23 protein-coding genes are annotated in these 26,042 nt (G+C 66.0%); 17 read left to right on the top strand and 6 right to left on the bottom strand.

Features of this window, described 5'->3' with window-relative positions:
• Positions 1–97 precede the first annotated feature (97 nt).
• The 5 genes from QMK31_RS11375 (at position 98) to QMK31_RS11355 (ending at position 4,216) form a co-directional block, all read left to right on the top strand.
• Positions 98–775 carry a TetR/AcrR family transcriptional regulator gene (locus QMK31_RS11375; RefSeq protein WP_283501067.1) on the top strand — a complete coding sequence of 226 codons (678 nt, stop codon included), beginning with the start codon at positions 98–100 and terminating at the stop codon, positions 773–775.
• A gap of 184 nt (positions 776–959) precedes the next feature.
• Positions 960–1,832 carry an ABC transporter ATP-binding protein gene (locus QMK31_RS11370; RefSeq protein WP_283501066.1) on the top strand — a complete coding sequence of 291 codons (873 nt, stop codon included), beginning with the start codon at positions 960–962 and terminating at the stop codon, positions 1,830–1,832.
• A complete protein-coding gene (locus QMK31_RS11365) occupies positions 1,829–2,554 on the top strand; it encodes an ABC transporter permease (protein WP_283501065.1) in 726 nt (241 codons plus the stop codon). The genes QMK31_RS11370 and QMK31_RS11365 overlap by 4 nt, the downstream gene beginning before the upstream one ends.
• Positions 2,551–3,306 (top strand): ABC transporter permease, encoded by a 756-nt coding sequence (locus tag QMK31_RS11360; RefSeq protein WP_283501064.1) that lies wholly within the window; start codon positions 2,551–2,553, stop codon positions 3,304–3,306. Before QMK31_RS11365 ends, QMK31_RS11360 begins: the two co-directional genes overlap by 4 nt.
• Positions 3,290–4,216, top strand: coding sequence for an ABC transporter substrate-binding protein (locus QMK31_RS11355; RefSeq protein ID WP_283501063.1), 927 nt, complete (start codon positions 3,290–3,292; stop codon positions 4,214–4,216). The genes QMK31_RS11360 and QMK31_RS11355 overlap by 17 nt, the downstream gene beginning before the upstream one ends.
• 29 nt (positions 4,217–4,245) lie before the next feature.
• Here the strand turns inward: QMK31_RS11355 and QMK31_RS11350 are convergent, their stop codons facing one another.
• Together QMK31_RS11350 and QMK31_RS11345 are read right to left on the bottom strand one after the other, a co-directional pair.
• A complete protein-coding gene (locus QMK31_RS11350; protein ID WP_283501062.1) occupies positions 4,246–5,232 on the bottom strand; it encodes a M56 family metallopeptidase in 987 nt (328 codons plus the stop codon).
• A gap of 27 nt (positions 5,233–5,259) precedes the next feature.
• Positions 5,260–5,646, bottom strand: coding sequence for a BlaI/MecI/CopY family transcriptional regulator (locus tag QMK31_RS11345; RefSeq protein WP_283501061.1), 387 nt, complete (start codon positions 5,644–5,646; stop codon positions 5,260–5,262).
• Positions 5,647–5,754: 108 nt separating this feature from the next.
• On the opposite strand from QMK31_RS11345, the gene QMK31_RS11340 reads away from it, so the two are divergent.
• From QMK31_RS11340 to cydC, 4 genes are read left to right on the top strand one after another with little or no spacing between them, the layout of a single operon-like run.
• A complete protein-coding gene (locus tag QMK31_RS11340; protein WP_283501060.1) occupies positions 5,755–7,176 on the top strand; it encodes a cytochrome ubiquinol oxidase subunit I in 1,422 nt (473 codons plus the stop codon).
• 21 nt (positions 7,177–7,197) lie between these two features.
• Positions 7,198–8,202, top strand: coding sequence for a cytochrome d ubiquinol oxidase subunit II (gene cydB / locus QMK31_RS11335; RefSeq protein WP_283501059.1), 1,005 nt, complete (start codon positions 7,198–7,200; stop codon positions 8,200–8,202).
• Positions 8,203–8,206: 4 nt separating this feature from the next.
• Positions 8,207–9,943, top strand: a complete 1,737-nt coding sequence (gene cydD, locus QMK31_RS11330) for a thiol reductant ABC exporter subunit CydD (RefSeq protein WP_283501058.1) — start codon at positions 8,207–8,209, stop codon at positions 9,941–9,943.
• Entirely contained in the window at positions 9,936–11,693 is a 1,758-nt protein-coding gene (gene cydC, locus QMK31_RS11325) for a thiol reductant ABC exporter subunit CydC (protein ID WP_283501057.1), read from the top strand. The genes cydD and cydC overlap by 8 nt, the downstream gene beginning before the upstream one ends.
• Here the strand turns inward: cydC and QMK31_RS11320 are convergent.
• Positions 11,650–12,285, bottom strand: a complete 636-nt coding sequence (locus tag QMK31_RS11320; protein WP_283501056.1) for a DedA family protein — start codon at positions 12,283–12,285, stop codon at positions 11,650–11,652. The genes cydC and QMK31_RS11320 overlap by 44 nt on opposite strands.
• Positions 12,286–12,396: 111 nt before the next feature.
• On the opposite strand from QMK31_RS11320, the gene QMK31_RS11315 reads away from it, so the two are divergent.
• The 5 genes from QMK31_RS11315 (at position 12,397) to holA (ending at position 20,873) form a co-directional block, all read left to right on the top strand.
• Positions 12,397–13,833, top strand: coding sequence for an anthranilate synthase component I family protein (locus QMK31_RS11315; RefSeq protein WP_283501055.1), 1,437 nt, complete (start codon positions 12,397–12,399; stop codon positions 13,831–13,833).
• Positions 13,834–13,914: 81 nt separating this feature from the next.
• Positions 13,915–16,515 carry a leucine--tRNA ligase gene (gene leuS / locus QMK31_RS11310; RefSeq protein WP_283501054.1) on the top strand — a complete coding sequence of 867 codons (2,601 nt, stop codon included), beginning with the start codon at positions 13,915–13,917 and terminating at the stop codon, positions 16,513–16,515.
• 112 nt (positions 16,516–16,627) lie between these two features.
• Complete coding sequence (locus QMK31_RS11305) at positions 16,628–17,332, top strand: helix-hairpin-helix domain-containing protein (RefSeq protein WP_283501053.1); 705 nt, start codon at positions 16,628–16,630, stop codon at positions 17,330–17,332.
• Positions 17,329–19,782, top strand: a complete 2,454-nt coding sequence (locus QMK31_RS11300) for a ComEC/Rec2 family competence protein (RefSeq protein WP_283501052.1) — start codon at positions 17,329–17,331, stop codon at positions 19,780–19,782. Before QMK31_RS11305 ends, QMK31_RS11300 begins: the two co-directional genes overlap by 4 nt.
• 35 nt (positions 19,783–19,817) lie before the next feature.
• The gene (gene holA / locus QMK31_RS11295; protein ID WP_502853016.1) at positions 19,818–20,873 is read left to right on the top strand and encodes a DNA polymerase III subunit delta; all 1,056 of its coding nucleotides are present in this window, start codon (positions 19,818–19,820) and stop codon (positions 20,871–20,873) included.
• A 34-nt stretch (positions 20,874–20,907) separates the two neighbouring features.
• On the opposite strand, the gene QMK31_RS11290 is transcribed toward holA, so the two are convergent.
• The 3 genes from QMK31_RS11290 to QMK31_RS11280 all read right to left on the bottom strand — a co-directional run bounded on the left by QMK31_RS11290 (position 20,908) and on the right by QMK31_RS11280 (position 22,973).
• Positions 20,908–21,537, bottom strand: coding sequence for a hypothetical protein (locus QMK31_RS11290; protein ID WP_283501051.1), 630 nt, complete (start codon positions 21,535–21,537; stop codon positions 20,908–20,910).
• 145 nt (positions 21,538–21,682) lie between these two features.
• Positions 21,683–21,946, bottom strand: coding sequence for a 30S ribosomal protein S20 (gene rpsT / locus QMK31_RS11285; protein WP_092339797.1), 264 nt, complete (start codon positions 21,944–21,946; stop codon positions 21,683–21,685).
• 289 nt (positions 21,947–22,235) lie between these two features.
• Complete coding sequence (locus QMK31_RS11280) at positions 22,236–22,973, bottom strand: alpha/beta fold hydrolase (protein ID WP_283501050.1); 738 nt, start codon at positions 22,971–22,973, stop codon at positions 22,236–22,238.
• Between the two features lie 178 nt (positions 22,974–23,151).
• Between QMK31_RS11280 and QMK31_RS11275 the strand changes: the two genes are divergently transcribed.
• From QMK31_RS11275 to lepA, 3 genes are all read left to right on the top strand, one after another.
• Positions 23,152–23,547 carry a YciI family protein gene (locus QMK31_RS11275; protein WP_283501049.1) on the top strand — a complete coding sequence of 132 codons (396 nt, stop codon included), beginning with the start codon at positions 23,152–23,154 and terminating at the stop codon, positions 23,545–23,547.
• Entirely contained in the window at positions 23,511–24,089 is a 579-nt protein-coding gene (locus QMK31_RS11270; RefSeq protein WP_283501048.1) for a hypothetical protein, read from the top strand. The genes QMK31_RS11275 and QMK31_RS11270 overlap by 37 nt, the downstream gene beginning before the upstream one ends.
• A gap of 102 nt (positions 24,090–24,191) precedes the next feature.
• A complete protein-coding gene (gene lepA, locus QMK31_RS11265; RefSeq protein ID WP_283501047.1) occupies positions 24,192–26,042 on the top strand; it encodes a translation elongation factor 4 in 1,851 nt (616 codons plus the stop codon).

Genomic DNA, 26,042 nt, shown 5'->3' with positions numbered 1-26,042 from the left:
GCCTTCATTCTGCCACGTTTGCTGTGCATCCCCAGATCAGCTCTGTGGGAAAGGGGTTTTACCCCGTAGGATGATGACTTATCTTCAAGGGGGATAAATGTCGCTTGGTGGCTTATTAGGTGAAGAGACCGGTGCAGCACTTCAGCAGGTGCGCACCGAGCCGATTCAGCAGCGCAGCGCTGCACGTCTGTCCGGTTTGCTCGATGCGGCTGCCGCCGTCGTGGACGAGGTCGGTTTCGACCGCATCACGACCGCGATGATCGCGGAACGTGCTGGTGCTTCCATCGGCACGGTGTACCGCTACTACCCAGACCGGGTCGCCGTTCTGCACGCCCTGCACGAGCGCGCCGTGGTGCGCTTTCGGCAGCGCGTTGTCGACGAGCTCGGTGCGAGCACCCTCACCTCTTGGTGGGACGCGGTGGACTGTGTCGTGACGGCTTTCGTCGGCCTGTACCGCTCCGAACCCGGCTTTCGCATCGTTAACTTCGACGACCGTGATGGCGCTCCCATCGCCGACGCCGTAGCGGATGCCGACTTCTTCGCGCGTCGCCTCGCCGAGGTCCTCGTGAACGAGTTCGACCTGCCGGCCGGCGACGAGCTGATCTTCCGCCTGGAAGTTGCCGTCGAAATGGCGGATGCCCTCCTCGCGCGGGCCTTCCACACCGATCCGGTCGGTGACGAGCGCTTTATTGCCGAGTGCCGTCTCGTGCTGCGTAACTACCTCGACGGGTTCTACAGCCCGCACGCGCTAAGCCTTCTCGCCACCGCGTCCTGATCGTCGCTGATTGCCGGGCGCACCACGGAGTGCCCGGCAATTTTTTTCTGCGCAGAACGCTCCGTTCGCTACCGGATAAATCTTTTTGCGCAATCTGTTTTGCCTGTCGCCGCGAATAGTGATTGGGTTAGCATCTGCTGTGTGTTGACCCCAACCGACCCGATGCGAGGAGCGCGCCACCAGGATGATTGAATTCCACTCGGTGACCAAACGTTTCCCCGACGGCACGGTCGCCGTCGATGACTTCAGCTTGGTTCTGCCCTCGCACAAGACCACCGTGTTCGTGGGCACCTCTGGGTCGGGCAAGACGACGCTGCTGCGAATGATCAATCGTATGGTTGACCCGACGAGCGGCTCCATCGACATCGACGGAGCGGATATCGGCACCCTCGATCCGGTCAAGCTGCGGCGGAGCATCGGCTACGTCATGCAGAACTCGGGGCTGCTGCCCCACCGCAAGGTCGTTGACAACGTCGCCACCGTACCCATGCTGCGGGGGATGTCCAGGAAGAAGGCCCGCGACGAGGCACTCCAGCTGCTCGACACGGTCGGTCTCGACCGGTCACTCGCTGAACGCTACCCGAGCCAGTTGTCGGGCGGTCAGCAGCAGCGCGTCGGTGTTGCTCGCGGGCTCGCCGTCAATCCCAATATTCTGCTCATGGATGAGCCATTCGGTGCCGTGGATCCGATCGTACGCGCCGAACTGCAGCAGGAGCTGCTGCGGCTGCAACATGAACTCGGCAAGACCGTGGTCTTCGTCACCCACGACATCGACGAAGCCTTCCTGCTCGGCGACCAGGTCGTTATTCTGCGCACCGGTGGCAAGGTGGCCCAGGTTGGTTCTCCGGGGGAGATTCTCGCCAATCCGGCCGACGATTTCGTGTCAACATTTGTTGGGGCGGAGCGGGGTAAGAGATCGCTCCACCTCGAGAACCACGGCGCAGGTGACGTTCTCGTCGACGGCGACGGCCGGCTTGCAGGGGTGCTCGTCCCCGGTTCAAAGGCCGGTCCCCTCGCGGGGTCGGGTGCTTCGGCGCAGGGTGGTGATCCGCGGTGACGTGGATCTGGGCCAACCTCGATCTCATCTGGGATCGCACCCTCGATCACGTCGTGCTCAGCGTGCCCGCGATCGTTCTGAGCTTCATCATTGCCCTGCCGATCGGGTGGCTGGCCCACCGCTACCGGGCCAGCCGCGGCGTCATTCTGACGGTGGTCGGGCTGCTCTACGCCATCCCGTCCCTGCCGCTTTTCATCATTCTTCCCATCATCGTCGGAACCAGCACTCGCTCACCCCTGAACCTCGTCATCGCTCTCACGCTGTATGGCGTGGCGCTCATGGTGCGCGTCGTAGCGGATGGCCTCGCCTCGGTTGATCTGGACGTGCGGCAGTCCGCATCCGCGGTCGGTTTCTCAACCTGGACCGAATTCTGGCAGGTGGAGCTGCCACTGTCAGGGCCGGTACTGCTTGCCGGCCTGCGCGTTGTTGCCGTCAGCACCGTCAGCCTGGCGACGGTGGGTGCCGTAATCGGAGTCCAGAGCCTTGGCAGCCTGTTCACCGATGGATTCCAGCGGGGCATCCAGGCCGAAATCATTGCGGGGATCGTGGCGACCGTCGTGCTGGCGCTCGTCTTTGATGCCCTTTTGGTCTATGCCGGGCGTCTTCTCATGCCGTGGACCCGTTCGCGGGCGGCGACGACCGTGACGGACAATGCGGCCGGATCAGTATCCACAGCCGCGACCCCGGCAAGCGAGAATCGGTCGAGGGAGATCGCCCGATGAATTTCTTCGCTGAGGCACTCCAATGGCTCGTCGACCCAGCCAACTATGTGGGGCTCAACGCCATTCCGCTGCGTCTCGCTCAGCACCTCGGCTTCACCGTGGTCACACTGGTTATCGCCTCGGCCATCGCCATTCCGCTCGGGTTTCTGATCGGCCACACCGGGCGCGGGCGGAGCGTGGCCGTAGCCTCGGCCGGAGCCTTTAGGGCGATCCCCACCCTCGGCCTTCTCACGCTCGTGGCGCTCTCGATCGGCATCGGGCTGAACGCGCCGTACATCGCGCTGACCGTTCTCGCCGTACCGCCGATTCTTGCCGGGGCCTACACCGGCTTTGAAGCCATAGATCGTCGCACCATCGACGCGGCACGAGCGGTTGGTATGTCCGAGGTGCAGATTGTGCGTCAGGTCGAGGTGCCGCTGGGGTTGCCCCTGCTGATTGGCGGGCTCCGCTCAGCAGCCCTGCAGGTCGTCGCCACCGCCACCCTGGCCGCCTACGTCGCCGATTTCGGGCTCGGTCGCTACCTCTTCGCTGGCCTGAAGACTCGCGACTACGCCGAGATGCTCGGCGGGTCGATTCTGGTCATTCTGATGGCACTCGCACTCGAGGGTCTCTTCGCGCTGACCCAGCGTTTCGTAGTGCCCCGCGGCGTCCTGGCCGGACGCCCCACAGACATCCGGACCAGGTCTTCCCGGCCTCGCCCGGTGATGGAATCCGCCATCGAGGAAGGACAAAAAAATGTTCACAGCAAATAGAGGCCGACTCGCGCTGATTGGCGCGGTCGCGGTTGGGGCCGTCGTCGCCCTTGCAGGGTGTGCATCCGGTGACCCTTTGGGCAGCGGTAGCTCATCATCCGCTGAATCCAGCACGCTCGTGGTTGGGTCTCAGGACTACTACTCGAACGAAATCATCGCCGAGATCTACGCTCAGGCCCTCGAAGCCGATGGTTTCACCGTCGACCGCCAGTTCCGCATCGGCCAGCGCGAGGTGTACCTGCCCGACATTACCTCGGGCAAGATTGACGTATTCCCTGAGTACACCGGAGACCTGCTCCAAGTCCTCGACGATACCGCGACCAGTGGCACTCCCGACGCGGTCTACAGCGCCCTCACCAAGGCTCTTCCGTCGGGGCTGCAGGCGCTGGACCGTGCGGATGCCTCGGACCAGAACACGTGGACCGTCACCAAGGCCTTCGCCGACAAGTACAACCTCACCGACATCGCCTCGCTCAAGAACGTCACCGAGCCGATAACGGTCGGTGGCAACTCGGAGTTGGAGACCCGCCCCTACGGACCGACAGCTCTGAGCGACAAATACGGCATCGTGACAGCGGGGTTCAAGCCGGTTGAAGACGGTGGTGGCCCGCTTACCGTCAAGGCACTCGAAGACGGTGACATTCAGCTCGCAAACATCTACACGGCAAGTCCGGCCTTCGACTCCGGCAATCTCGTTGCCCTCGAGGACCCGGACGGCCTGTTCTTCCCGTCGAACGTGGTTCCCATTGTCTCTGCGAAGGTCGACGACAAGGCCGCCGCCGTTCTCAACAAGGTTAACGCCGCGCTGACCGCAGACACGCTCGTAGCGCTCAACGCACAGAGCGTGAACGATCAGCTCGCGGCCGACAAAATCGCGACCGAATGGCTCAAGAAAGAAAACCTGATCTAGAGGTCAGCGTGGGCCCGGCCTGATATTGGTCAGGCCCCGAGCAGAATGAGCGCAGGCACGGTCAGGAGCGCCGCCGCGGTTGCGAGCGCTCCGACCGTTGCCGGGTAGTGCAGCGGCGCCGTTGTGTTCATCAGGCGTGCCACACGTTTCGTCACCTGGTGCGCTGGGTGTTCGGGTTCGGCTGCGGGGCCGTGAGCGTGTGAAGCGGATGCGACGGCGTGATCCGCCGCATCCGCTTCACTGGTGGAGGGTGCGGCGAAACCGGCCAGTGCCAAGCCCACGAGGGCAATCGCGCGGGCCAGGGTGTGATCGTCGACGACGCGGCGGGCATGATCGTCCGCGAGCATCTCGACCAGCAGCGCGACGGCGTTCTCGGCGCGATTTGCGATGGGAAACCACGGCAGGGCGCTGTGCCAGCTCTTGAAGGCGAGCAGCACCAGGTGGTGCTGCTGCACGAGGTGGGCTTGTTCGTGGGCGATGACCGCACGCACCTGGTCTGCATCGAGCAGGCGCAGCAGACCGTTGGAGAGCACGGTCGCTGAATGCCCGGCTCCCGGCAGGCAATACGCGACGGGGGCCGGATGGTCGAGGACGCGCATGCCGGGCTGGCCGTGCAGCGGATCGCTGAGCAGCGCGATGAGAGCGTGGTGATGGCGGCGTTGGCGCTCAGCCCGCAGGAACGTCGCCAGCAGGTTCAGCAGCAGGTGCGCGCCGAGCAGGATGGCCGCTCCGAGTGCGAGCACGTGGGTGACACCCGTGTCGACCGGAAGGGTTCCAGCCCTAAGATCACCGCTGACGGCGCTCACACTGTCGCCGAGGTCGGTTCCGAAGGGAATGAGACCGTAGAGCAGCAGCGATCCGATCATCGACAGGCCGCCCGACAGCGCGATGGCCTGCCAGAGCACGAGAGCCACGCCGGGGGAGCGGGCCGTCCAGTCGGCGCGAGCCAATGCCAGCGGCACCGGCCAGGCCAACAGCACGGCGATGACGCCGAGCAGGGCGGCGGCGGTGATCACGGCGAGTACTGCCTGATTCTGGCGGGGTCAGTCGTTGTCGGCGGTCGCCGTGCCGAGCAGCTGGCGCAGGGTTTCGGCCTCCTGCGGGGTGACACCGCCGATGAAACGAACGAGGGCCGCGTGACGGTCTGGAACCTGACCGAGTACCTCGTGCATCAGTCCGGCCGTGTGGGCGGCCCGGCTCATGGCGGCGGTATAGGCGTGTGGGCGCACAGTGCGATCCCGGGTGACGAAGCCCTTGGCCTCGAGGCGGGACAGCACGGTCAAAATGGTGGTCGTCGCCAGCGGCTTAGCCGGCCGCTCCGAAATCTGAGGGTTGATCAAGGCATCTTTAAGTTCGTTGGCCGTCAACGAGGAAGCAGAGTCCCACAGGACATCCATCATTAGCCTTTCGAGCACACCCAAACTTCCCATGTTGTTAACATTACGCTGCGAAACTGTGATTTCTACGAGTTGTAGAAGAGTAGTGTTTTACCGAGCGTAGAAAAGTAAACGCGCGGAACACAACTTGCTGGAGGGCACATGAACGAGTGGTTGGATCCTTTACTCCTCTCACGGTGGCAGTTTGGTCTCACGACCGTTTACCATTTTCTCTTCGTCCCACTCACCATTGGAATGGCCCTGACTGTCGCCATCTTCCAAACGGCGTGGGTGCGCACCGATAAAGCTAAATACTTGCAGCTGACGCACTTTTTCGGCAAGATTTTCTTGATCAACTTCGCCATGGGCGTCGTGACCGGAATCGTGCAGGAGTTTCAGTTCGGCATGAACTGGTCGGACTACTCTCGCTTCGTTGGCGACGTTTTCGGCGCCCCGCTCGCGTTCGAGGGCATCCTGGCGTTCTTCCTGGAGGCGACGTTCATCGGCCTCTGGATCTTCGGCTGGGACAAGCTGCCCAAGAAGGTGCACCTCGCCACCATCTGGCTGACCTCGATCGGTACGATCACCTCGGCCTACTTCATCCTCGCGGCGAACGCGTTCATGCAGAACCCGATCGCGGATGCCTATGTCATGAACGAAGAAAAGGGGCGCGCAGAGCTCACCAGCATCGGGGCGCTGCTCACCAACCCGATCGTGCTGGCATCCTTTCCGCACACAATCTTTGCGTGCTTCATGGTCTCAGCCGGCCTGATCATCTCGGTCGCCGCCTGGCACCTCGCCCGCAACCAGCACTTCGACACCATGCGGCCGGCGCTCAAGTTCGGCATGTGGATGATGATCATCGCCGGAATTCTCACGACGCTCTCCGGTGACCAGCTCAGCCTGATCATGACCGAAGTTCAGCCGATGAAGATGGCCTCGGCCGAGGCCATGTACGTCACGGCGACAGGCGCGAACGCCTCGTTCTCCATCTTCACCCTCGGCACGCCCGACGGTGTGAGTGAGTTGTTCTCGGTGCGCGTTCCCTACCTGCTCTCGTTCCTGTCGACGCACACCCTGGATGGCACCGTTGAAGGAATCAATAACCTGCAGGCGCAGTATGTCGAGGCTTACGGCCCCGGCGACTACACCCCGACCATCTGGATCACCTACTGGGCGTTCCGCTGGATGATCGGGCTCGGCCTGGCCCACATGCTGGTTGCTGTTGCCGGCCTGTTCTTCACCCGCAAGAGTGCCGCCAAGCCCGCTCGACCGTGGATGTGGAAGGTCGCCATCTGGAGCTTCCCGATGTCGCTGCTCGCCATGAGCGTCGGCTGGACCTTCACCGAAATGGGACGTCAGCCCTGGATTGTCTTTGGTCTCATGCGCACCGAAGACGGCATCTCGCCCGGTGTGACCGGTCTGGAAATCCTGATCTCGCTGATCGTCTTTACCCTGCTCTACGGCATTCTCGCGGTGGTCGAGTTCAAGCTCATCCTCAAGGCCGTTCAGAAGGGCCCGGACGATGCTCCGGTTCTCGACGCTGAATCCGGTGTCGTCAAGCAAGCTGTCACGGTCTACTAGAACGGTTAGCAGGAATACAAGATGGATCTTACAATTCTCTGGTTTTGGATCATCGCTGCGATGTTCATCGGGTACTTCGTACTCGACGGCTTCGACTTCGGGGTCGGTATGTCCCTGCCTTTTCTTGGCAAAGACGACACCGATCGCCGCGTTCTCATCAACACCATCGGTCCGGTCTGGGACCTCAACGAAACCTGGGTTATCGTAGCCGGCGCGGCACTGTTCGCCGCCTTCCCGGAGTGGTACGCAACCATGTTCAGCGGGTTCTACCTGGCCCTGCTACTCATTCTGGTAGCACTGATCCTGCGCGGCGTTTCGTTCGAATACCGGCACCAGCGCCCCGAATCAGTGTGGAAGAAGTGGTTCGACGGCATGATCATCGTCGGCTCGGCCGTACCGGCTCTGCTCTGGGGTGTGGCCTTCTCCAACGTCGTTCGCGGCGTCAAGCTCGACGTTAACCACGACTACGCCGGTACGTTCTTCGACCTGCTCAATCCGTACGCTCTGCTCGGCGGCGTGACCACGCTGCTGCTGTTCTTCCTACACGGTGTAGTGTTCATCTCGCTCAAGACCGAGGGTGACATCCGCGTTCGGGCTCGCAAGCTGGCCACCAGGGCCGGAATCGTCACGATCGTCGTCGCGGCCAGCTTCCTGGCCTGGACGACCCTCGCGTACGGCACCCTGGCATCCGCTGTTTTCGCCGCCCTCGCCGCCGTGGCGCTGATCGCATCGTTCCTGGCCAACCTGCGCGGCGCCGAACGGCTCGCCTTTGGCCTGATGGCCGGCACGATCGCGTTCGCCGTGCTGACCCTGTTCGGGTCGCTCTTCCCCGACGTCATGCCGGCCAGCAACGACCCGGCGAACAGCCTGACCATCGCGAACGCGTCGTCGTCGGCGTACACGCTCGGCGTGATGAGCTGGACCGCACTGATCGGGATGCCCGTCATCCTGCTCTACCAGGGCTGGACCTACTGGGTGTTCCGCAAGCGCATCGGGCGGGCCCAGATTGAGGTCGCCGTACACTAAAGCAGTGCGCCCCCTCGACCCTCGCCTTCTTCGTTATGCCCGAGCAGCGCGCCGATTTCTTCTGATCGGCGCTCTGCTCGGCTTGGCGCAAACCCTCGTCGTCATCGCGTTCGCCTGGCTGCTGACCCGGGCGATCACGCTGATGGTGGCGGGGCAGCTCCTCACCGAGATCATGCCGACCCTGGCGGCCCTGGCCGGGGTCGTCGTGTTGCGTTCGGTGCTCATCTGGTTGTTGGAAGTCTCGGCCAACCGCGGCGCCGCCCAGGTCAAGAGCCAGCTGCGGGCCCTGGCGATGGCCAAGATCGCCGAGCGGGGTCCCGACTGGGTTGCCTCCCGGCAGAGCGCACGGCTCTCGACCGTCGTGACGACCGGCCTCGACGCGCTCGACAACTACTTCGCCCGGTACCTGCCGCAGCTGCTGCTGACGGCGATCGCCACACCGATTCTGATCGGCGTAATCCTCTGGCAAGACCTCGCCAGCGGCCTCACGGTCATCGTCGTGCTGCCGCTCATTCCCGTTTTCATGATTCTCATCGGCCGCGTCACCCAGGCGGTGCAGCAGGAGCAGTGGCAGGCGCTGCAACGCCTCTCCACCGGATTTCTCGATGTCGTCGGGGGCCTTGGCACCCTAAAGATCTACGGCCGGGAACGGCGCCAGTTCGATCGCATCCGTTCCATCACGGAGGAATACCGAACCCGCACCATGAAGGTGCTGCGGGTGTCGTTTCTGAGCGGCTTCGTGCTCGAGCTCGCCGCGAGCCTCTCGGTCGCACTCATCGCCGTGTCGATCGGCCTGCGGCTCATCGACGGCGCGCTGGTGCTCAGCGTCGGCCTGTTCGTTCTGCTGCTGGCGCCGGAAGCCTTTCTGCCGCTGCGCCAGGTGGGGGCACAATTTCACGCCGCGGCCGACGGACTCGCCGCCGCCGAAGAGTTGTTCTCAATTCTCGACGACGAAGCCGAATCGGCTGCTTCGAGAGTTTCGCGGCCGGCGGCTCCCGCGGCTTCGACAGCGGATGTCGCTGTCCCGGCCGCGCGCACCGCCAGGCCGGCCGATGAGCTCGGTTCCGGATCCGGTTCGGGAGCGCTCCGCCTGGTGGGCGTCTCCGTGCGGCGTGGGGACACCGTCGTGATCGACCAGCTGCACGCCCAATTCGCCCCGGGCGAGCTGAGCGTAGTGCGCGGTGTGAGCGGCGTCGGCAAGTCCACGCTCGTGGCGGCCCTGCTCGGTTTTGTGCCAGTGACCGGTGCCCTCACCCTCGGCGGCGTGGCTGTGCCGGCCGGGCCGGGGCGGTCGTGGCTCGCCTGGGCGGGCCAGAAGCCGGGCCTCTTTCGGGGAACGGTCGCCGAGAATGTGGCGCTCGGCGCAGCATCCGCTGACCCGACGGTGTCAGCGCAGACGGTGCCAGCCCCGGTCCTGGTGGCGAAGGCGCTGCACTGGGCTGGCGCCGCTGATGTCTCGCCGGCCACGGTTCTGGGGATCAACGGTGACGGTCTGTCGGGCGGTCAGGCGCAACGCGTCGCCGCAGCCAGGGCCATCTACCGTGCGCTCGCGAACGATTGTCACGTGCTGATCCTGGACGAACCGAGTTCGGCGCTCGACGCCGACGCGGAGGCCGGTCTGATCGCCGGGCTGCGCCGCCTGGCCGATCAGGGGCGCGTCGTGATCGTCGTCAGCCACCGTGCGGCCGTTGTGGCCGCGGCCGACCACGTGATCGAGTTGCAGGAGCTCACTCATGTCTGACCCGACGCTTGACGCGGCCACCCGCGACGTGCTGCGCCTCGCCCAGCCGCGCCCGCGCTGGTTTGCACCGGGGCTGCTGGCGGGCATCGCGAGCGCCGTCATGGCGGTGGCGCTGCTGGCCTGCTCGGCCTGGCTGATCACCCGTGCAGCCGAAATGCCGTCGCTGGCGTTTCTCGGGATGGCCGTCGTCGGGGTACGAGCGTTCGCCATCTTTCGATCGGTGTTTCGCTATCTGGAACGATTGTCCAGTCATGATGCCGCGTTCCGGCAGCTCGCCGAGCTGCGCCTGGGCATCTTTCGGCGCATCGTTCCGGTCGCCCCGGCTGGGCTGGCGAGCACCGGGCGAGGCGACCTGCTCACCCGCCTGGTGCGTGACGTCGACGACCTGCAGGACCTCCCGCTGCGCGTCGTGCAGCCGCTCCTCGTGGGCAGCGCGACCGCCCTGCTGAGCGTGGTCGGAATCTGGCTGATCGTTCCGGCCGCTGGCTTCACCCTGCTCGTCTGCCTGCTGCTTGCCGCCGTGCTCGGAACGGTCCTCTCCGCCAGACTGGCCGCCAGGGCCGACCGCGAGCTCGCCCCGCTGCGCGGAGCCCTCGCGGATGAAGTCCTTGAAGTCATCGAGAACCTCGATGTGCTCACCGCCTTCGACGCCCTGAATCCGCGCCTGGCTCAGCTCGCTCGCACCGACGCGCGCCTGCGCCGCGCCACTCTGCGTCGGTCGGTCGGGGTGGGCGTGCAGTCGGCCGTCGTCTCGCTGTTCGCCGGTACCGCGACGCTCGGCGCACTCTACTTCGGTATCCCGGCGCTCGATGCCGGTGGCGGGCTGCTCAGCCCGGAGCTGCTCGCCCCGACCCTGGTCGTGGCCGTGCTCGTACCGATGGCCGTGTTCGAGGTGTTCGGCATGATTCCCCTCGCCGCGTCGGCCTGGCGTCAGGTGCGGGTCAGCGCGCGGCGCGTGGCTGATGTCGTGCCGGCTTCCCCGCCCGCTGAAATTCCCGTCGACGTGCTGGATCCGCGGGCGTTGCTTCGGCACGACCGGGACGCGTTCGTGCTCGAACTGACCGACCTCGGCGCGCACTGGCCCGGCCAGGAGAAACCCGGCGTGGCTGGCGTGAGCCTGCGCCTGGCTCCGGGCGACCGCGTGCACCTCGCCGGGCCGAGCGGCGCCGGCAAGACCACCCTCGCCCAGGCACTCGTTCGGTTTCTCGACTACACCGGTTCGTACCGGCTCGGCGGGGTCGAGGCGCGGCTGCTCGCTCAGACCGAGGTGCGGCGCATGGTCGGACTGTGCGAGCAGCGCCCGTGGTTGTTTGACGACAGCATCCGTCAAAATTTGCTGTTCGCCCGCGATACCGCCACCGACGCCGAACTTCTTGCCGTGCTGGCCCGAGTCGGACTGGCCGACTGGGCCGCGCGGCGCGGCGGCCTCGACGCCCGTGTCGGCGAGCGTGGGGCGCTCGTCTCCGGGGGGCAGGCCCAGCGCATCGCGCTCGCGCGGGCTCTGCTCGCCGACTTTCCGGTGCTCATCGTCGATGAGCCAACCGCCAACGTGGACAGTGCAGGGGCGGACGCCCTCGTGCGCGACATGCTCACTGCGGCGGCCGACGACCACCGCGCGGTGCTGCTCATCTCGCACACACCAGTGCCCGACGACCTCGTGACGGCCAGGGTGACCCTGCCGGCCCGCAGCGCAGCGGCCACAGCCGTCAGTCCATGTGGAGCAGTTCGCGGCGATGCAGCCACTTCTTAACCAGATACACGAGCAGCACGAACAGGGCGATCACGCCGACGAAGAGGTAGCCGGCGAAGTGCAGTTGCCCGCTCAGTTCCCGGTAGCCGCCCGCCGCCGCCGACCCGACACTCACGTAGGCCAGAGACCAGACGACGCAGGCGGGGACCGTCCAGGCCATGAAAGTGCGGTACCGCATGCGGCTCGCGCCGACGGTCACCGGAATGAGCGAGTGCAAAACCGGCAGGAACCGGGAGATGAACACGGCCACGCCGCCGCGCCGGTCGAGGTAATTCTCGGCGCGGATCCAGTTGCGTTCGCCGATGCGTCGGCCGAATCGGCTGCCCCGAATGAACGGCCCGAAGTGGTGCCCGAGGGCGAAACCGACGCTCTCCCCGGCCACAGCGCCCACGATCACGGCCAGCACGAGGGTGACGAATTCGACCGGGCCGGTGACCGCCGTGCTGGCCACGATCACGATGGTATCGCCGGGCACGACCAGGCCCACCAGTACCGAGGTCTCCAGCAGCATGCCCAGAAAGGCCAGTAGCGTTCGAATGACCGGGTCGACGCCGGAGACGGTGTCTAGAATCCAGGTGAGGATGTCATTCATTTCTCCCAGCCTACGTGTTGAACGCGATTCGACAAGGTCGCCCCGACCGGCGTCGGTGTCGTCGCCGGTGGCGCCGCCGATGTCCCAGCGCCGCGAAGCTAGGCTGGTCTGGTGACCGGCACCGTGCAGAGCAAGCTCCTGGCCGGCTGGTGGGACCCCGCGGCCGTTTTCTCTTCGCTCTACAGCACTGACCGGTATTCGTTCTGGCTCGATGCCGGCCCCGGAGCGCGCACCGGCGTCAGCTATCTCGGGGCTGCCTCGCCGCGTTCCCGATTCGTCACGGCGTCGGTCGCGCAGGGAACGGTGACCAGTGGGTACGTTCACCCAGCGGATGCTGCGCCGCCGGTCGTCACTCACGAAACAATTTTCGAGTTCCTGCGTCGCGATCTGACCGGGTGCCACGACCTGACGACCGCGGGCGACGGGTTCGAGCTCGGCTGGGTCGGCTGGCTCGGCTACGAACTCGGGTCATGCACCGTCGGCACGCCCGTGCATCCGTCACGCTACCCCGATGCGGCCCTGCTCGAAATCGACCGCCTGATGCGATTCGACCATCACGAGCGCACGGTGACGCTGGTGGCCCGCCCGAACGCGGCCGAGTGCGCCACCGCCGTCGCCGACTGGTTCGACCAGACCGTTGCTGCCCTGGCGGTGATTCCGGCGCCGATTCCGGCCGCGACCGGTCCGGTAGCCGTGCCGAACCCCGTGGCGGCATCCGCTGCCCCGCGCTGGCGTCATTACCCCAGCGACTATGCCGCCCTGATCGAGGCCTGCCTGGCCGCCATCCATGACGGCGATGCCTACCAGCTCTGCCTGACCAACGAGATCCGGGTACCGGGGAGCTGGCATCCGGTGGACACCTATGGGGTATTGCGGGCTGGCAGTCCGAGCCACCACGGAGGGCTGCTGCGATTCGGCGAGCTGGCGCTGCTGAGCGCGAGCCCCGAGCAGTTTCTGCACGTCGGCCCGGATCGGCGCATTCGTACCAAGCCAATCAAGGGCACTCGCCCGCGCTCGAATGAACCGGGTGAAGACGACCGACTCAAACTCGAACTGGCCACGAGCGACAAGGAACGCGCCGAAAACCTGATGATCGTCGATCTCATGCGCAACGACCTCGGACGCATCGCCGAGCTGGGCACGGTCGCCGTTTCGACGCTGCTCGCGGTAGAGAGCTACCCGCACGTACACCAGCTGGTCAGCACCATCGAGGCGCAACTGTCGCCGGGCGTCACCGTGCCGGACGCCATCGAGGCGTGCTTTCCGGCCGGCTCAATGACGGGCGCGCCGAAACAAAGTGCGATGACCATTCTCGACGCACTCGAGCGTGGCCCGCGGGGCATCTATTCCGGTGCGTTCGGCTACATCGGGCTCGGCGGCACCGCCGATCTGGCCATCGTGATCCGCAGTATCGTACTCGATCCCGCTGGCGCGAGCATCGGCACCGGCGGCGGAATCACCGCTCTCTCCACCGCCGCTGAAGAGATTGAGGAGACCCGAATCAAGGCGGCCGCACTGCTGGCGACCCTCGGTGTCGCCGCGCCCTAGTAATCTAAGGGGTGTGCACGTGCCATTTGTCGCGCGTGTGCCCGAGCGCATGCACCGCAGTGCACCCGAACCATCCCTGCAATGAATGAGAGTCACGTGGCACACGAGCACGAAAGCGTAAGCGTTGACGCGCGCGACGAGAGCGACGAAGAAGTGTATGACTTCGCAGCCATCCAGACGAAGTGGCAACCGATCTGGGAGGAGCTCGCCCCGTTCAAGACCAGCGCCGAGGGTGATACCCGTCCTCGCAAGTACGTGCTCGATATGTTCCCCTACCCCTCCGGCGACCTGCACATGGGACACGCCGAGGTCTACGCGCTCGGCGACGTTGTCGCCCGCTATTGGCGCCATCAGGGCTTCAACGTGCTCCACCCCATTGGCTGGGACTCCTTCGGGCTGCCGGCCGAGAACGCCGCCATCAAACGCGGCATCGACCCGCGCGGCTGGACCTACGACAACATCGCGCAGCAGAAGAAGAGCATGAAGCTCTACGCGACCAGCTTCGACTGGAGCCGCGAACTGCACACGAGCGACCCCGAATATTACAAGTGGACTCAGTGGCTGTTTCTGCAACTACACAAGAAGGGCCTCGCCTACCGCAAGGACAGCTGGGTCAACTGGGACCCGATCGACCAGACCGTGCTCGCCAACGAGCAGGTGTTGGCCGACGGAACGAGCGACCGCAGCGGCGCCGTCGTCGTGAAGAAGAAGCTCACCCAGTGGTATTTTAAGATCACCGACTACGCCGACCGTCTCCTCGACGACCTCAACCAGCTCGAGGGCACCTGGCCGGCCAAGGTGCTCAACATGCAGCGCAATTGGATCGGACGCTCCATCGGAGCGGACGTCGACTTCGCGATTGAGGGCCGCACGGAACGTGTCACCGTGTTCACCACCCGGCCAGACACCCTGTTTGGTGCCACGTTCATGGTCGTCGCGCCTGACTCCGACCTCGCCGCCGAACTGGTCGCCGGTGCAGGCTCAGAAGTGCAGGCCGCGTTCGGGGAGTACCTCGTGCAGGTACAGCGCAGCACCGAGATCGAGCGTCAGGCCACCGATCGGCCCAAGACCGGCGTGTTCCTCGGTCGATACGCGATCAACCCGGTCAACGGCGAACGCCTTCCCATCTGGGCGGCCGACTACGTGCTCGCCGACTACGGTACCGGCGCGATCATGGCCGTTCCGGCCCACGACCAGCGCGACCTCGACTTCGCTCGCGCCTTCAACCTGCCCGTGCGCGTCGTCGTTGACACCAACTCACCGGCCACCGGCATGATCCCGGTGATCACGCCGGGCATGCTCGACGGCACCGAAGAGCTGCCGGAGCTCGACCCGCTCAGCACCGGTATCGCCCTCGCTGGCGAAGGCCGTCTGATCAACTCCGGTCCGCTGAACGGCCTGAGCAAGATCACCGCCATCAAGCGCACCATCGAGCAGCTGGCCGCCGACGGGCTCGGCCGTGCAGCGAAGAACTATCGCCTGCGCGACTGGCTCGTCTCCCGGCAGCGCTACTGGGGCGCTCCGATCCCGATCATTCACGGCGCCGATGGTGCCGAGATACCGGTGCCGGACGACCAGCTGCCGGTACTGCTGCCGCCCGCCGACGGCCTCGATCTGAAACCCAGGGGAACCTCACCCCTGGGTGGCGCTACGGACTGGGTCAACGTGCCCAACCCGATCGACGGCACTCCCGCCCGGCGCGACGCCGACACCCTGGACACCTTCGTCGACAGCTCCTGGTACTTTCTGCGGTTCCTGAACCCGAGTGATGACACCAAGGCCTTCGACCCGAAGGAAGCCGAGAAATGGGCACCGGTCGACCAGTACGTCGGCGGCGTCGAGCATGCCATCCTGCACCTGCTCTATGCGCGCTTTATCACAAAGTTTCTGTTCGACGAGGGCTATGTGAGCTTCACCGAACCGTTCACCGCGTTGCTGAACCAGGGCATGGTCATTCTCGACGGTTCCAAGATGAGCAAGAGCAAGGGAAACCTGGTCTACTTCACCGAGGAAATCGAACGCCACGGTGTCGACGCCGTGCGCCTCACGATGGCCTTCGCCGGCCCGCCGGAAGATGACATCGACTGGGCCGACGTCTCGCCGGTGGGCTCGGCCAAGTTTCTGGCCCGTGCCTGGCGCGTCGCCCGTGACGTCACGAGCGCGCCGGACGCGGACTGGAAGACCGGCGACGTTACCCTGCGCCGCGTCACGCACCGCTTCCTGTCTGATGCACCCGGCCTGGTGGAGTCGTTCAAGTTCAACGTCGTCGTCGCCCGTCTGATGGAACTGGTCAACGCCACTCGCAAGGTGATCGACACCGGTGCCGGGCCAGCGGATGCCGCGGTGCGCGAAGCCGCCGAGGCCACCGCCATGGCGCTGAATCTGTTCGCCCCCTACACCGCCGAAGACATGTGGGAGCACCTTGGCTACGAGCCCTGCATCGCCCTGGTGCCGTGGCGCAAGGCCGAGCAGACCCTGCTCGTGCAGGAATCGGTCACCGCGGTCGTGCAGGTCGACGGCAAGATGCGCACCCTGCTCGAAGTCTCGCCGAAAATCGCCAGCGAAGACCTCGAGAAACTGGCGCGGGACTCAGCCGCGGTCATCCGCTCGATCGGTGATCGCGAGATCATCAAGGTGATCGTGCGCGTGCCCAAGCTAGTTTCGTTCGTCACGCGCGCCTGACGCGCACCCGCTAACGGTCGGGGACCTCCTCCACAGAGGTTCCCCCGACAGGTCTGTGCACGAATGTTCCGGCCGACGGCCGGTGGACGCCTCGCGCCCCTAGCCTGCAAAGATGCAGCCTGACCGATCCCCGCTCGATCTGGAGCGTCTCGCTCCCACCGCCCGGGGGCGCCCGCGCCTTCGGGTCGGCGTCGGCGCGGCCGTCGTGTTGCTTTTGCTGGCCCTCGTCGTGGCCGTCATCGTGTCGGCCGTCGGTCAGCAGGCCGGGCAGCGCACGGTGGGGTCAGCAACAGTCTCCCTTCCCTCGGGCAGCGTGACAGCAGACCCGCTCGCCGCGGGGGAGAGCGCAGCGCCGGGCGATTCCGGCGCTGGCGTCATCATGTTCGTGCACGTTCTTGGGGCGGTCACCCGGCCCGGCCTGTTCGAGCTGCACGACGGCGCTCGGGTGATGGATGCAATTGCCGCCGCCGGAGGGTTGACCCCCGAGGCGGATCCCGCCGGAGTGAACCTGGCGCGCATTCTCAGCGACGGAGAGCAATTCTATGTTCCCCGTCAGGGCGAAGTGCCGCCGTCAATCCCCGCCGCTGCAGCCGGTTCCGGTTCGGGCGGAGCGAACGCCCCCGCTGCCAAGGTCAACCTCAATACCGCCACGGTGGCCGACCTCGATTCTCTGCCCAGAATCGGCCCGACTATGGCGCAGCGCATCATCGATTTTCGCACGACCAACGGACGGTTCACGAGTGTTGACGGGCTGCGTGATGTCGCCGGCATCGGCGACAAGACCTTCGAAGCGCTCAAAGACCTCATCACCATATGAGCCTCGACCTGCGGCTGGGGCTTCCGGCCCTGGCCGTCTGGCTGACCGCCGGCCTGCTGATAGCGGTGCCAGGGGGTGCCGCTATGGTTGCCGTGACCCTGTGGCTGGTGGCCGGCGGGTGTACCGCCCTGCTTGTCGTCAGCCGGATGCCGCGGCGCAGCCAGTGGCCGAAGGCGCCTCCTGCTGCACGCTGGCAGAAACTGGGCGGCAGCGTCGTGCTCTGCTGTGCCGGCGCAGCACTCGTGGCCACCGCCGTCGGCGTCTGGGCGCCGATTCGGCTGCCGCCCGAGGTGCGTGCTGCCGCCGCATCACACGCAACGGTCACGGCGACCGTCACCGTGTGGTCGGTTCCGGTCGCCGCTAAAGCGTTCATTGGCAGCGGAACCTCGGGGCGGGTGCGCTATCGGGCCACGCTGACGGAGATCGAGAGCCGAGGGAGAACAACGCGCGTCTCGAGCCCGGTCGTGGTGTTCGCCGAAGCAGCCGGAGGCGGCACCGAACCTGAGATCGGCACCAGCCAGGCCCTTCGCGGCACCCTGCGAATGACCCAAGCCGGTGACGCCACCGTGGCCCTCCTGTTCGCCACCGAAACGGCCCACAGTGTCGCTCCACCGCCGTGGTGGCTGCACTGGGCTAATGATCTGCGCGCGCGTTTCGCAACGGCCGCGACGAACCTCCCCGGCGACGGAGGAGATTTGTTGCCCGGGCTGGCCATCGGCGACACGAGCTCGGTCAGCCCCGCCCTCGACTCCGCTATGAAGACCAGCTCCCTAAGCCACCTCACGGCTGTGTCCGGGGCCAACTGCGCCATTGTGATCGCGTCGATCATGCTGCTCGGAGGCTACCTCCGGCTGCGTCGTTCCTGGCGCATCGCGCTGTCGCTGCTGACACTGCTCGGCTTCACCATTCTGGTCACCCCGGAGCCGAGTGTGCTGCGCTCGGCGGTTATGGCCACCCTCACCCTGGTGTCGATCGGGGCCGGTCGTCCCGGACGTGGTGTGCCCACCCTGCTCGCTGTCGTGATCGGCCTGCTCGTGAGTGATCCCTGGCTGGCCCGCAACTACGGTTTTGCCCTGTCGGTGCTCGCGACGGCCGGGCTTCTCGTGCTCGCCGGCCCACTGGCACGCGTGCTGGCCCAGTGGATGCCGACGGCCCTTGCGGCCATCATCGCCATTCCGCTGGCCGCCCAGCTCGCCTGCCAGCCGGTGCTGATCCTGTTGAACCCGAGCCTGCCGCTCTACGGGGTTCCCGCGAACATCCTCGCCGGTCCGGCCGCGCCGATTGCGACGGTGGTCGGACTGATCGCCTGCCTGGGCCTGCCGCTCCTCCCCGGTGTGGCGGCAGCGTTGCTCGGCCTGGCCTGGCTGCCGTCCGCGTGGATCGCGGCGATCGCCCAGGGCGTGTCGGTGCTGCCCGGTACCCGGTTGCCCTGGCCGGGCGGTGCACCGGGGGTGCTGCTGCTCGTGTTCGTCACCCTGCTCACGCTGGTCGTGGTGCTGCGCGGGCCGACGGCCCGACCGGCCCGCTGGCCCGCGGCGGTTCTCGCCGTGCTGCTCATCGGTCTGGGTGGTTACGCCGGGTCGCTCATCGGCACCGGAATCGGCCGGGTCGCCTCCTTTCCGCCCGACTGGCAGATCGCCGCCTGCGACATCGGCCAGGGCGACGCCGTGGTCGTGCGCGACGGCGATCAGTACGCTCTCGTCGACGTGGGGCCAGACCCCCGGCTGCTATCGAACTGCCTCGGCACGCTCGGCATCTCTCGCCTCAACCTGCTCGTGCTCACCCACTACGACCTTGATCACATCGGCGGGGTCGATGCCGTCATCGGCAAGGTGGACACGGCGCTGGTTGGGGTGCCGGAGAACGCCCAGGATGAGCGCCTGCACGAACGTCTCGCCGCCGGTGGCGCCACGGTGCGTCAGGCCGCTCGTGGTGACTCCGGCACTCTTGGAGGGCTCCGCTGGAACATCCTCTGGCCCATTCGCGGCGCGACCACGATGCAGGTGGGAAACCCGGGTAGTATCACGATCCTGTTCGACGGGCGCGGCATCCGTTCGATCTATCTTGGTGACCTGGGCGAGGAATCCCAGAACGCGCTGCTGCGGGTGTCGCCGCCCGGGAGGGTTGACGTGGTGAAAGTCGCACATCACGGCTCCGCCGACCAGAGCCCTGAACTCTACGCAAAGCTGCGGGCGCGGATCGGACTGATTTCGGTTGGCGCCGCGAACAGCTACGGACATCCCACCGACACGCTGCTGAAAACGCTCGCAGCGGTAGGAACACTCTCGGTGCGCAGCGACCGGGAAGGTATGGCCGTCGTCGCGCCGGGTGCCAATGGCACGCTCGTGCTGTGGACTGAGATGGTCGGCGACCGCGGTCCTCCCGCCATCCCCACGTCCCCGCGGGCGGTGGCGCCGGATGCTGCCGGCCGGGTCAGTGGTGCGGGTTAGGCTTGATCGACCCCACCAAACTCGAGGAGAGCGCATTGGCTGCACGACCCGCCACCACCGGTTCCCGAGCCGGCAAGGCTGCGCCCGCCCGAACGAATAAGGGCACGGTCATTCCCCAGCTCGGCTGGCACCAGGTGCGTCCAGCGCCGATCGTGCTGGTCTCCGGCACCGAAACCTTCCTCGCCGAGCGGGCCATCCGCCAGCTGCGCGATTTTCTCAAATTAGAAGATCCGAGCCTGGAGATCAGCGATGTGCAGGCCGACAGCTACGCGCCCGGCGAGCTGCTCACGCTCGCGAGCCCGTCCCTGTTCGGCGAGCCGCGCCTGATTCGGGTCAGCAATGTCGAGAAGTGCAGCGACACATTTCTGGCCGAGGCCCTCGACTATCTCGAGAACCCGGCCGAGGACACCTACGTCGTACTGCGGCACGGTGGGGGAGTGCGCGGCAAGAAACTGCTCGATACGATCCGCAGCGGTCTCGGCGGCGCCATTGAAATCGTCTGCGCCGAACTCAAGAAAGACACCGAGAAGTACGAATTCGCCTCCAACGAGTTCAAGGCGGCCGGTAAGCGCGTCACGGTCAGCGCCCTGCGGCAGCTCGTCGCCGCGTTCTCCGATGACCTGGCCGAGCTCTCTGCCGCCTGCCAGCAGCTCATCGCTGATGCGACCAGCGAGGTGACCGAAACGACGGTCGACCGCTATTACGGCGGGCGGGTCGAAACCAACGCGTTCAAGGTCGCCGACTGGGCCATTGCCGGCCGCAACGGCGAGGCGCTCATCACCCTGCGACACGCGCTCTCGTCGGGGGCCGACCCGGTGCCGATCGTCGCCGCGTTCGCCATGAAGATTCGCACAATGGCCAAGGTGTTCGGCGCCCGCGGCGGCTCCGCCCAGCTCGGCGCCCAGTTCGGCCTCGCGCCCTGGCAGGTGGAACGCGCGCAAAAAGACCTGCGTGGCTGGAACGACGAGGGCCTCGCTCGCTGCATCCTCGTGCTGGCCGAAACGGATGCCGCGGTGAAGGGTGCCGGCCGCGACCCGGTATTCGCCCTCGAACGCCTGATCGGCGTCATCGCCCGTCGCGGCGAGCAGTAGCGCGGTCTCCGCCAACGGTGCCGATGGTCAGCGGTCAGCGGTCGCCGGCGTCCGCGACAGTGATGGTGGAGCGGTTCAGGTAGAGCCACACTCCATTCTGAAAACTCGGGTTGCCGCAGACCCGGCTGGCCACCCAGATCGGCAGCAGGGTGGACGAGCCGGCCAGATCGGCGGGCGTGGCCAATGCCTCGAACGCTGACGGCAGGCTCGGGCAGAATTCGAGCTGCACCCGGCCGGTGATCTCCGAGAATTGCACCGACACGGGCCGGTCGGCGGGGGGCGCGAAAACGCGCAGCGCGCCGAGGCCGGCGACACCGAGCACGGCGACGACGGCGAACACCGCGCCGAATGCCGACAGCACCCGGATGCTGCGGATCACCCGTGCAGACGCATCGACGCCAGCGCTATCGACGTTGCGGCGCCCGGAAATCGATGCAGCAGCAAGGTAGAACGTGATTCCAGTGAGAAGGAGCACGAGGGTGCCGAGTGCGACCAGCAGTTGGGCCTGGGTGGCGGCCGGTACCGCGTCGCCCGTGCTGGCGACGAGCCACAGCGCCAGCGCGAGGGCCGCCGCGCTGAGCAGCGCGGCAAGAAAGCGGGCGTGCGCGCGTCGACGCGGACCGCTGTCGTCGGGGGTGAAACTGGCCGGTGGGGTGCTCTTCACCGCGTCAGTCTAGTGGGGTCGCTGACCTCGGGGCCGCAACCAGAAAACCCCCGCCGGGAAGGCGGGGGTTTTCTGTGCAACGGGGCAGCGGCATCCGCTTCTGGGCAGATAGCGTCACCCCACCTGCGGGTGGAGCCGGAACAGATTAGACGAGGGCGGAAACAGCCTTCGCGATGGCCGACTTCTTGTTCGCGGCCTGGTTCTGGTGGATGACACCCTTGCTGACGGCCTTGTCGAGCTTCTTGGAAGCAAAGGCGAGACCGACAACGGCCTTGTCCTTGTCGCCAGCGGCAATTGCGGTACGAGTCGCGCGGATCGCGGACTTGAATTCGCTCTTGACGGCCTTGTTGCGCTCCTGGGCCTTCTTGTTGGTGCCAATTCGCTTGATCTGCGACTTGATATTTGCCACGTTTTTTACGCTTTCGTTAAGTTCTGGTCAGAACAGTCTTGTATGGACAGCCGCTCAGCGGGTAGAGGGCGCTCGAACGGCGAAAATCGTGCGGGGTGGGACCCAACACGCAAGCCAACTACTAACGCTACCAGCAATTGCCCCCACCCCCAAACCATTCGCCCCCCCAGAGCGGATGACCGCGCCCGATTTGGGTGCGCGCTACGCCGGTTACCGTAGCGGCCACCGAAAGCGGGCGCGGTCACGCGATCCCTCGGCCGTGATCCTTCGGTGTCACAGCGGCGCGGCCTCAGGCCGGGCGCGCACCGGCCGACACCCGGCCAGCGATCCCGAGCAGGATCGCCGTGAAGCGCTCAGGCTGGGCCAGGCTCGACAGGTGCGTCGCCCTGGGCACCACGACGACCTTCCCGTCGCGGCACGCGGCCAGGAACCGACGCTCGTGCAGGCGAAAGTGGTCGAACGCACCATTGACCAGCCAGATCGGCCCCGGATAGGCCGCGAGGCTGGGCAGGGGAGTCAGCGTCGACGTCGCCCGCAGCCCGGAATCCATCACGTCGAGGGCGGCGCCGCCGGCGAGCACATCGCGCGCCCCCGCCGCGGGCAAGAGCAGGCGGGCCATTGTCTCGTGCAGCCACAAACCTCGATCGGGCAGGCGGTGAATTGTCCTCGCCACCAGCCGATAGCCCTCGAGCAAGACACCGTGCGGCACAGCGCTGCAGCCCGCCGCGATGAGTCCGGCCACCCGATCGGGGTGCTGGGCGGCATAGGCCACGGCGTAATAACCGCCGAGCGACAGGCCGACGAGTAACACCCGGCCGCCGAGGGCCGCCACCCCGTCGTCGATGGCGGCGAGCGCGGCCGGCACCGTGAACGGCTCGCTCATCCGCTGCCCATGGCCGGGCAGATCGATCGCGAGCACCGGGTACCCGGCTGCCCGCAGCCGTTTCTCCTGGAACCGCCACATCGTCGCCGACGCCCGAATGCCGTGCACGAGCAGAACGGGCACACGGGCTTTGCGCGTCTCCATGGCGTGAGCCTAACCAGCCGCAGCCCGAACGAGCTGACCATCCGCTGCCCGATCAGCCCCGAGGCTGCGTTCGGATCGTCGAACCGGCCCGCCTCAAGTTTTTTGACCGCCAGTGTCGATCCCGGCCTGTCTCGATCGTCATATCAGTGTCAGTATCAACTACCAGAAGGGACACACCATGCAGTACTCACTGCTCGTCATGAGCCAGGAAGCCGGCGACGCCGAGGTCGACGAAGAAGCACTGGAGTGGGGTCGTAAGGCCTTCGACGCCTACGCGAAGTCCCTCGATGCGGCCGGCGTGCTCATGTCCGCCGACATCCTGCAGGAGGTTGCCGTCGCAACCACCATCTCGGTGCGCGACGGTGAACTGAAAGTGCAGGACGGCCCGTTCGCCGACACCAAGGAACGCCTCAACGGTACGTTCGTGCTCGAGGTGCCCGACCTCGACGCTGCCATCAGCTGGGCCCGACAGTGCCCCGCAGCGCTCTACGGCGCGGTGGAGATTCGTCCCTCGGCCATCATCTTCCGGGACGGACAATGGCAGAGCCCGGTCAGCGACACGGCCCAGGCCTGAACACCAGCACGAAAACGGATGCTAAGGGCCGGGCCGAGCAGGTGGCCCGCGCCTCCTACGGGCGCCTGCTCGCCGTGCTCGCCGCGCCGACCGGCACCCCGCTCATGCTGCAGAGCGTGCTCGGCAGCGACTCGGCCCGGATCGCCGCCGCGCCTTCACCTCGCGCCTTCGGCTCTCGCGCAGCGGCTCGTGCGCGCCAAACTGCGCATCCAGGGCTCCCGCATCCCGTTCGCCGTTCCCGACGCGATCGAGCTTGCCGGGCGGCTGCCACCCGTTCTCGAAGCAATTTAAGGCGCCTACGCCATCGCGGCGCCTACGCCATCGACTGGCAGGCGACGAGGTCTCGCGAGGTCGATCCACTCGCAGGCGAGGCGCTCTACCTCGCGACGACCCTCGCTGCCCTGTTGCCGCAGCAGGCCGGAGTGCTCGGGCTCGCCGCGCTGCTCTCCTTTTCCCTCGCCCAGGCCGGACGGGTCGGGCAGGCCCGCTCCGCCTACGCCCGGGCGATCGGCCTGACCGCAGATGCCCCGAGGCGCGCCTAGCTGCAGGGCACCCTCGACGACCTCCCCGTTTCAGGCGGCTTCGACACCCGGTAGCCCGGGGAGACCGTCAACCCGCGCCGGGCATGGAAGAATAGACGAACTATGTCACCGAGAGCCCTTCACGCGCTGGAACCGGCCGCCACGGCCCCCGAGTTCATTCGCAACTTCTGCATCATTGCCCACATCGACCACGGTAAGTCCACGCTCGCCGACCGCATGCTGCAGATCACCGGCGTCGTCGACGAACGGTCGATGCGTGCCCAGTACCTGGATCGCATGGACATCGAGCGCGAACGCGGCATCACCATCAAGAGCCAGGCCGTGCGCATGCCGTGGGAGCTGGACGGCGTTACCTATGCGCTCAACATGATCGACACCCCCGGGCACGTCGACTTCACCTATGAGGTCTCCCGCAGCCTCGCCGCCTGCGAGGGCGCCATCCTGCTGGTTGACGCGGCTCAGGGCATCGAAGCCCAGACGCTCGCCAACCTCTACCTCGCGCTCGAGAACGACCTCACGATTATTCCGGTGCTCAACAAGATCGACCTGCCGGCCGCTGACCCCGAGAAGTACGCCCGTGAGCTGGCGAGCCTCATTGGCGGACGCCCCGAAGACGTGCTGCGCGTCTCCGGCAAGACCGGCGCCGGGGTCGAAGAACTGCTCAACCTTGCTACGACCATGATTCCGGCACCGAAAGGCAACCCGGATGCCGCCGCCCGCGCCATGATCTTCGACTCGGTTTACGACAGCTACCGTGGCGTCGTTACCTACGTGCGCATGATCGACGGTCATCTGAAGGCCCACGAGAAGATTCAGATGATGTCGACCCGGGCAACCCACGAGATCCTCGAGATCGGCGTTATCTCGCCGGAACCGGTGGAGAGCAAGGGGCTCAAGGTAGGCGAGGTCGGCTACCTGATCACCGGTGTGAAGGACGTGCGCCAGTCCAAGGTCGGCGACACCATCACGACCGCGGTGCGCCCGGCCACCGACGCGCTGCCCGGCTACGACGAACCGCAGCCCATGGTCTTCTCCGGCCTGTATCCGATCGACGGCAGCGACTACCCGGCGCTTCGCGAAGCGCTCGACAAACTCAAGCTGTCTGACGCGAGTCTCGGGTACGAGCCGGAGACATCCGTTGCGCTCGGTTTTGGTTTTCGCTGCGGCTTTCTCGGCCTGCTGCACCTCGAGATCATCACCGAACGCCTCGAACGCGAATTCAACATCGACCTCATCACGACAGCGCCGAGCGTGCCCTACGAAGTCACCACCGACGACAAACGCACCATCACCGTGACCAACCCGAGCGAATACCCCACCGGCAAAATCGCCAAGGTACTCGAGCCCATGGTCAAGGCGGCCATCCTCGCGCCCAAAGACTACGTCGGCGTCATCATGGAACTCTGCCAGAGCCGCCGCGGCACACTGCTCGGCATGGAATATCTCGGCGAAGACCGGGTCGAGATTCGTTACTCGATGCCGCTCGGTGAGATCGTGTTCGATTTCTTCGACATGCTCAAGGGCCGCACCGCCGGTTATGCCTCACTCGACTACGAGCCCTCCGGCGAGCAGGAAGCCGACCTGGTCAAGGTCGACATCCTGCTGCAGGGCGAGCAGGTCGACGCGTTCAGTGCCATCGTGCACCGCGACAAGGCCTATGCCTACGGCGCGCTGATGACCGGGCGCCTGCGTAAGCTCATTCCGCGCCAGCAGTTCGAGGTGCCGATCCAGGCCGCGATCGGCGCCCACATCATCGCCCGGGAGTCCATCTCGGCGATGCGTAAAGACGTGCTCGCCAAGTGCTACGGCGGTGACATCTCGCGCAAGCGCAAGCTGCTCGAGAAGCAGAAAGAGGGCAAGAAGCGCATGAAGATGGTCGGCCGGGTCGAAGTTCCCCAGGAGGCATTCATCGCCGCGCTGTCGGGTGACATCGAGACGAAAGACAAGAAGTAA

This window comes from Cryobacterium sp. PH31-O1 (assembly GCF_030063455.1).
Classification (GTDB): domain Bacteria; phylum Actinomycetota; class Actinomycetes; order Actinomycetales; family Microbacteriaceae; genus Cryobacterium.
The sequence above is the reverse complement of the archived record's forward strand: the minus strand, read 5'-3'. Positions and strand labels throughout refer to the sequence as shown.

What these genes read in the sequence shown, in the direction of transcription:
- cydB (WP_283501059.1), top strand. Translation starts at nt 7,198, where the DNA reads ATGGATCTTACAATTCTCTGGTTTTGGATCATCGCTGCGATGTTCATC.
- leuS (WP_283501054.1), top strand. Translation starts at nt 13,915, where the DNA reads ATGAATGAGAGTCACGTGGCACACGAGCACGAAAGCGTAAGCGTTGAC.
- QMK31_RS11305 (WP_283501053.1), top strand. Translation starts at nt 16,628, where the DNA reads ATGCAGCCTGACCGATCCCCGCTCGATCTGGAGCGTCTCGCTCCCACC.
- QMK31_RS11355 (WP_283501063.1), top strand. Translation starts at nt 3,290, where the DNA reads ATGTTCACAGCAAATAGAGGCCGACTCGCGCTGATTGGCGCGGTCGCG.
- QMK31_RS11340 (WP_283501060.1), top strand. Translation starts at nt 5,755, where the DNA reads ATGAACGAGTGGTTGGATCCTTTACTCCTCTCACGGTGGCAGTTTGGT.
- cydC (WP_283501057.1), top strand. Translation starts at nt 9,936, where the DNA reads ATGTCTGACCCGACGCTTGACGCGGCCACCCGCGACGTGCTGCGCCTC.
- QMK31_RS11375 (WP_283501067.1), top strand. Translation starts at nt 98, where the DNA reads ATGTCGCTTGGTGGCTTATTAGGTGAAGAGACCGGTGCAGCACTTCAG.
- QMK31_RS11300 (WP_283501052.1), top strand. Translation starts at nt 17,329, where the DNA reads ATGAGCCTCGACCTGCGGCTGGGGCTTCCGGCCCTGGCCGTCTGGCTG.
- QMK31_RS11280 (WP_283501050.1), bottom strand. Translation starts at nt 22,973, where the DNA reads ATGGAGACGCGCAAAGCCCGTGTGCCCGTTCTGCTCGTGCACGGCATT.
- QMK31_RS11370 (WP_283501066.1), top strand. Translation starts at nt 960, where the DNA reads ATGATTGAATTCCACTCGGTGACCAAACGTTTCCCCGACGGCACGGTC.
- QMK31_RS11275 (WP_283501049.1), top strand. Translation starts at nt 23,152, where the DNA reads ATGCAGTACTCACTGCTCGTCATGAGCCAGGAAGCCGGCGACGCCGAG.
- QMK31_RS11360 (WP_283501064.1), top strand. Translation starts at nt 2,551, where the DNA reads ATGAATTTCTTCGCTGAGGCACTCCAATGGCTCGTCGACCCAGCCAAC.
- QMK31_RS11270 (WP_283501048.1), top strand. Translation starts at nt 23,511, where the DNA reads ATGGCAGAGCCCGGTCAGCGACACGGCCCAGGCCTGAACACCAGCACG.
- lepA (WP_283501047.1), top strand. Translation starts at nt 24,192, where the DNA reads ATGTCACCGAGAGCCCTTCACGCGCTGGAACCGGCCGCCACGGCCCCC.
- QMK31_RS11345 (WP_283501061.1), bottom strand. Translation starts at nt 5,646, where the DNA reads ATGGGAAGTTTGGGTGTGCTCGAAAGGCTAATGATGGATGTCCTGTGG.
- QMK31_RS11320 (WP_283501056.1), bottom strand. Translation starts at nt 12,285, where the DNA reads ATGAATGACATCCTCACCTGGATTCTAGACACCGTCTCCGGCGTCGAC.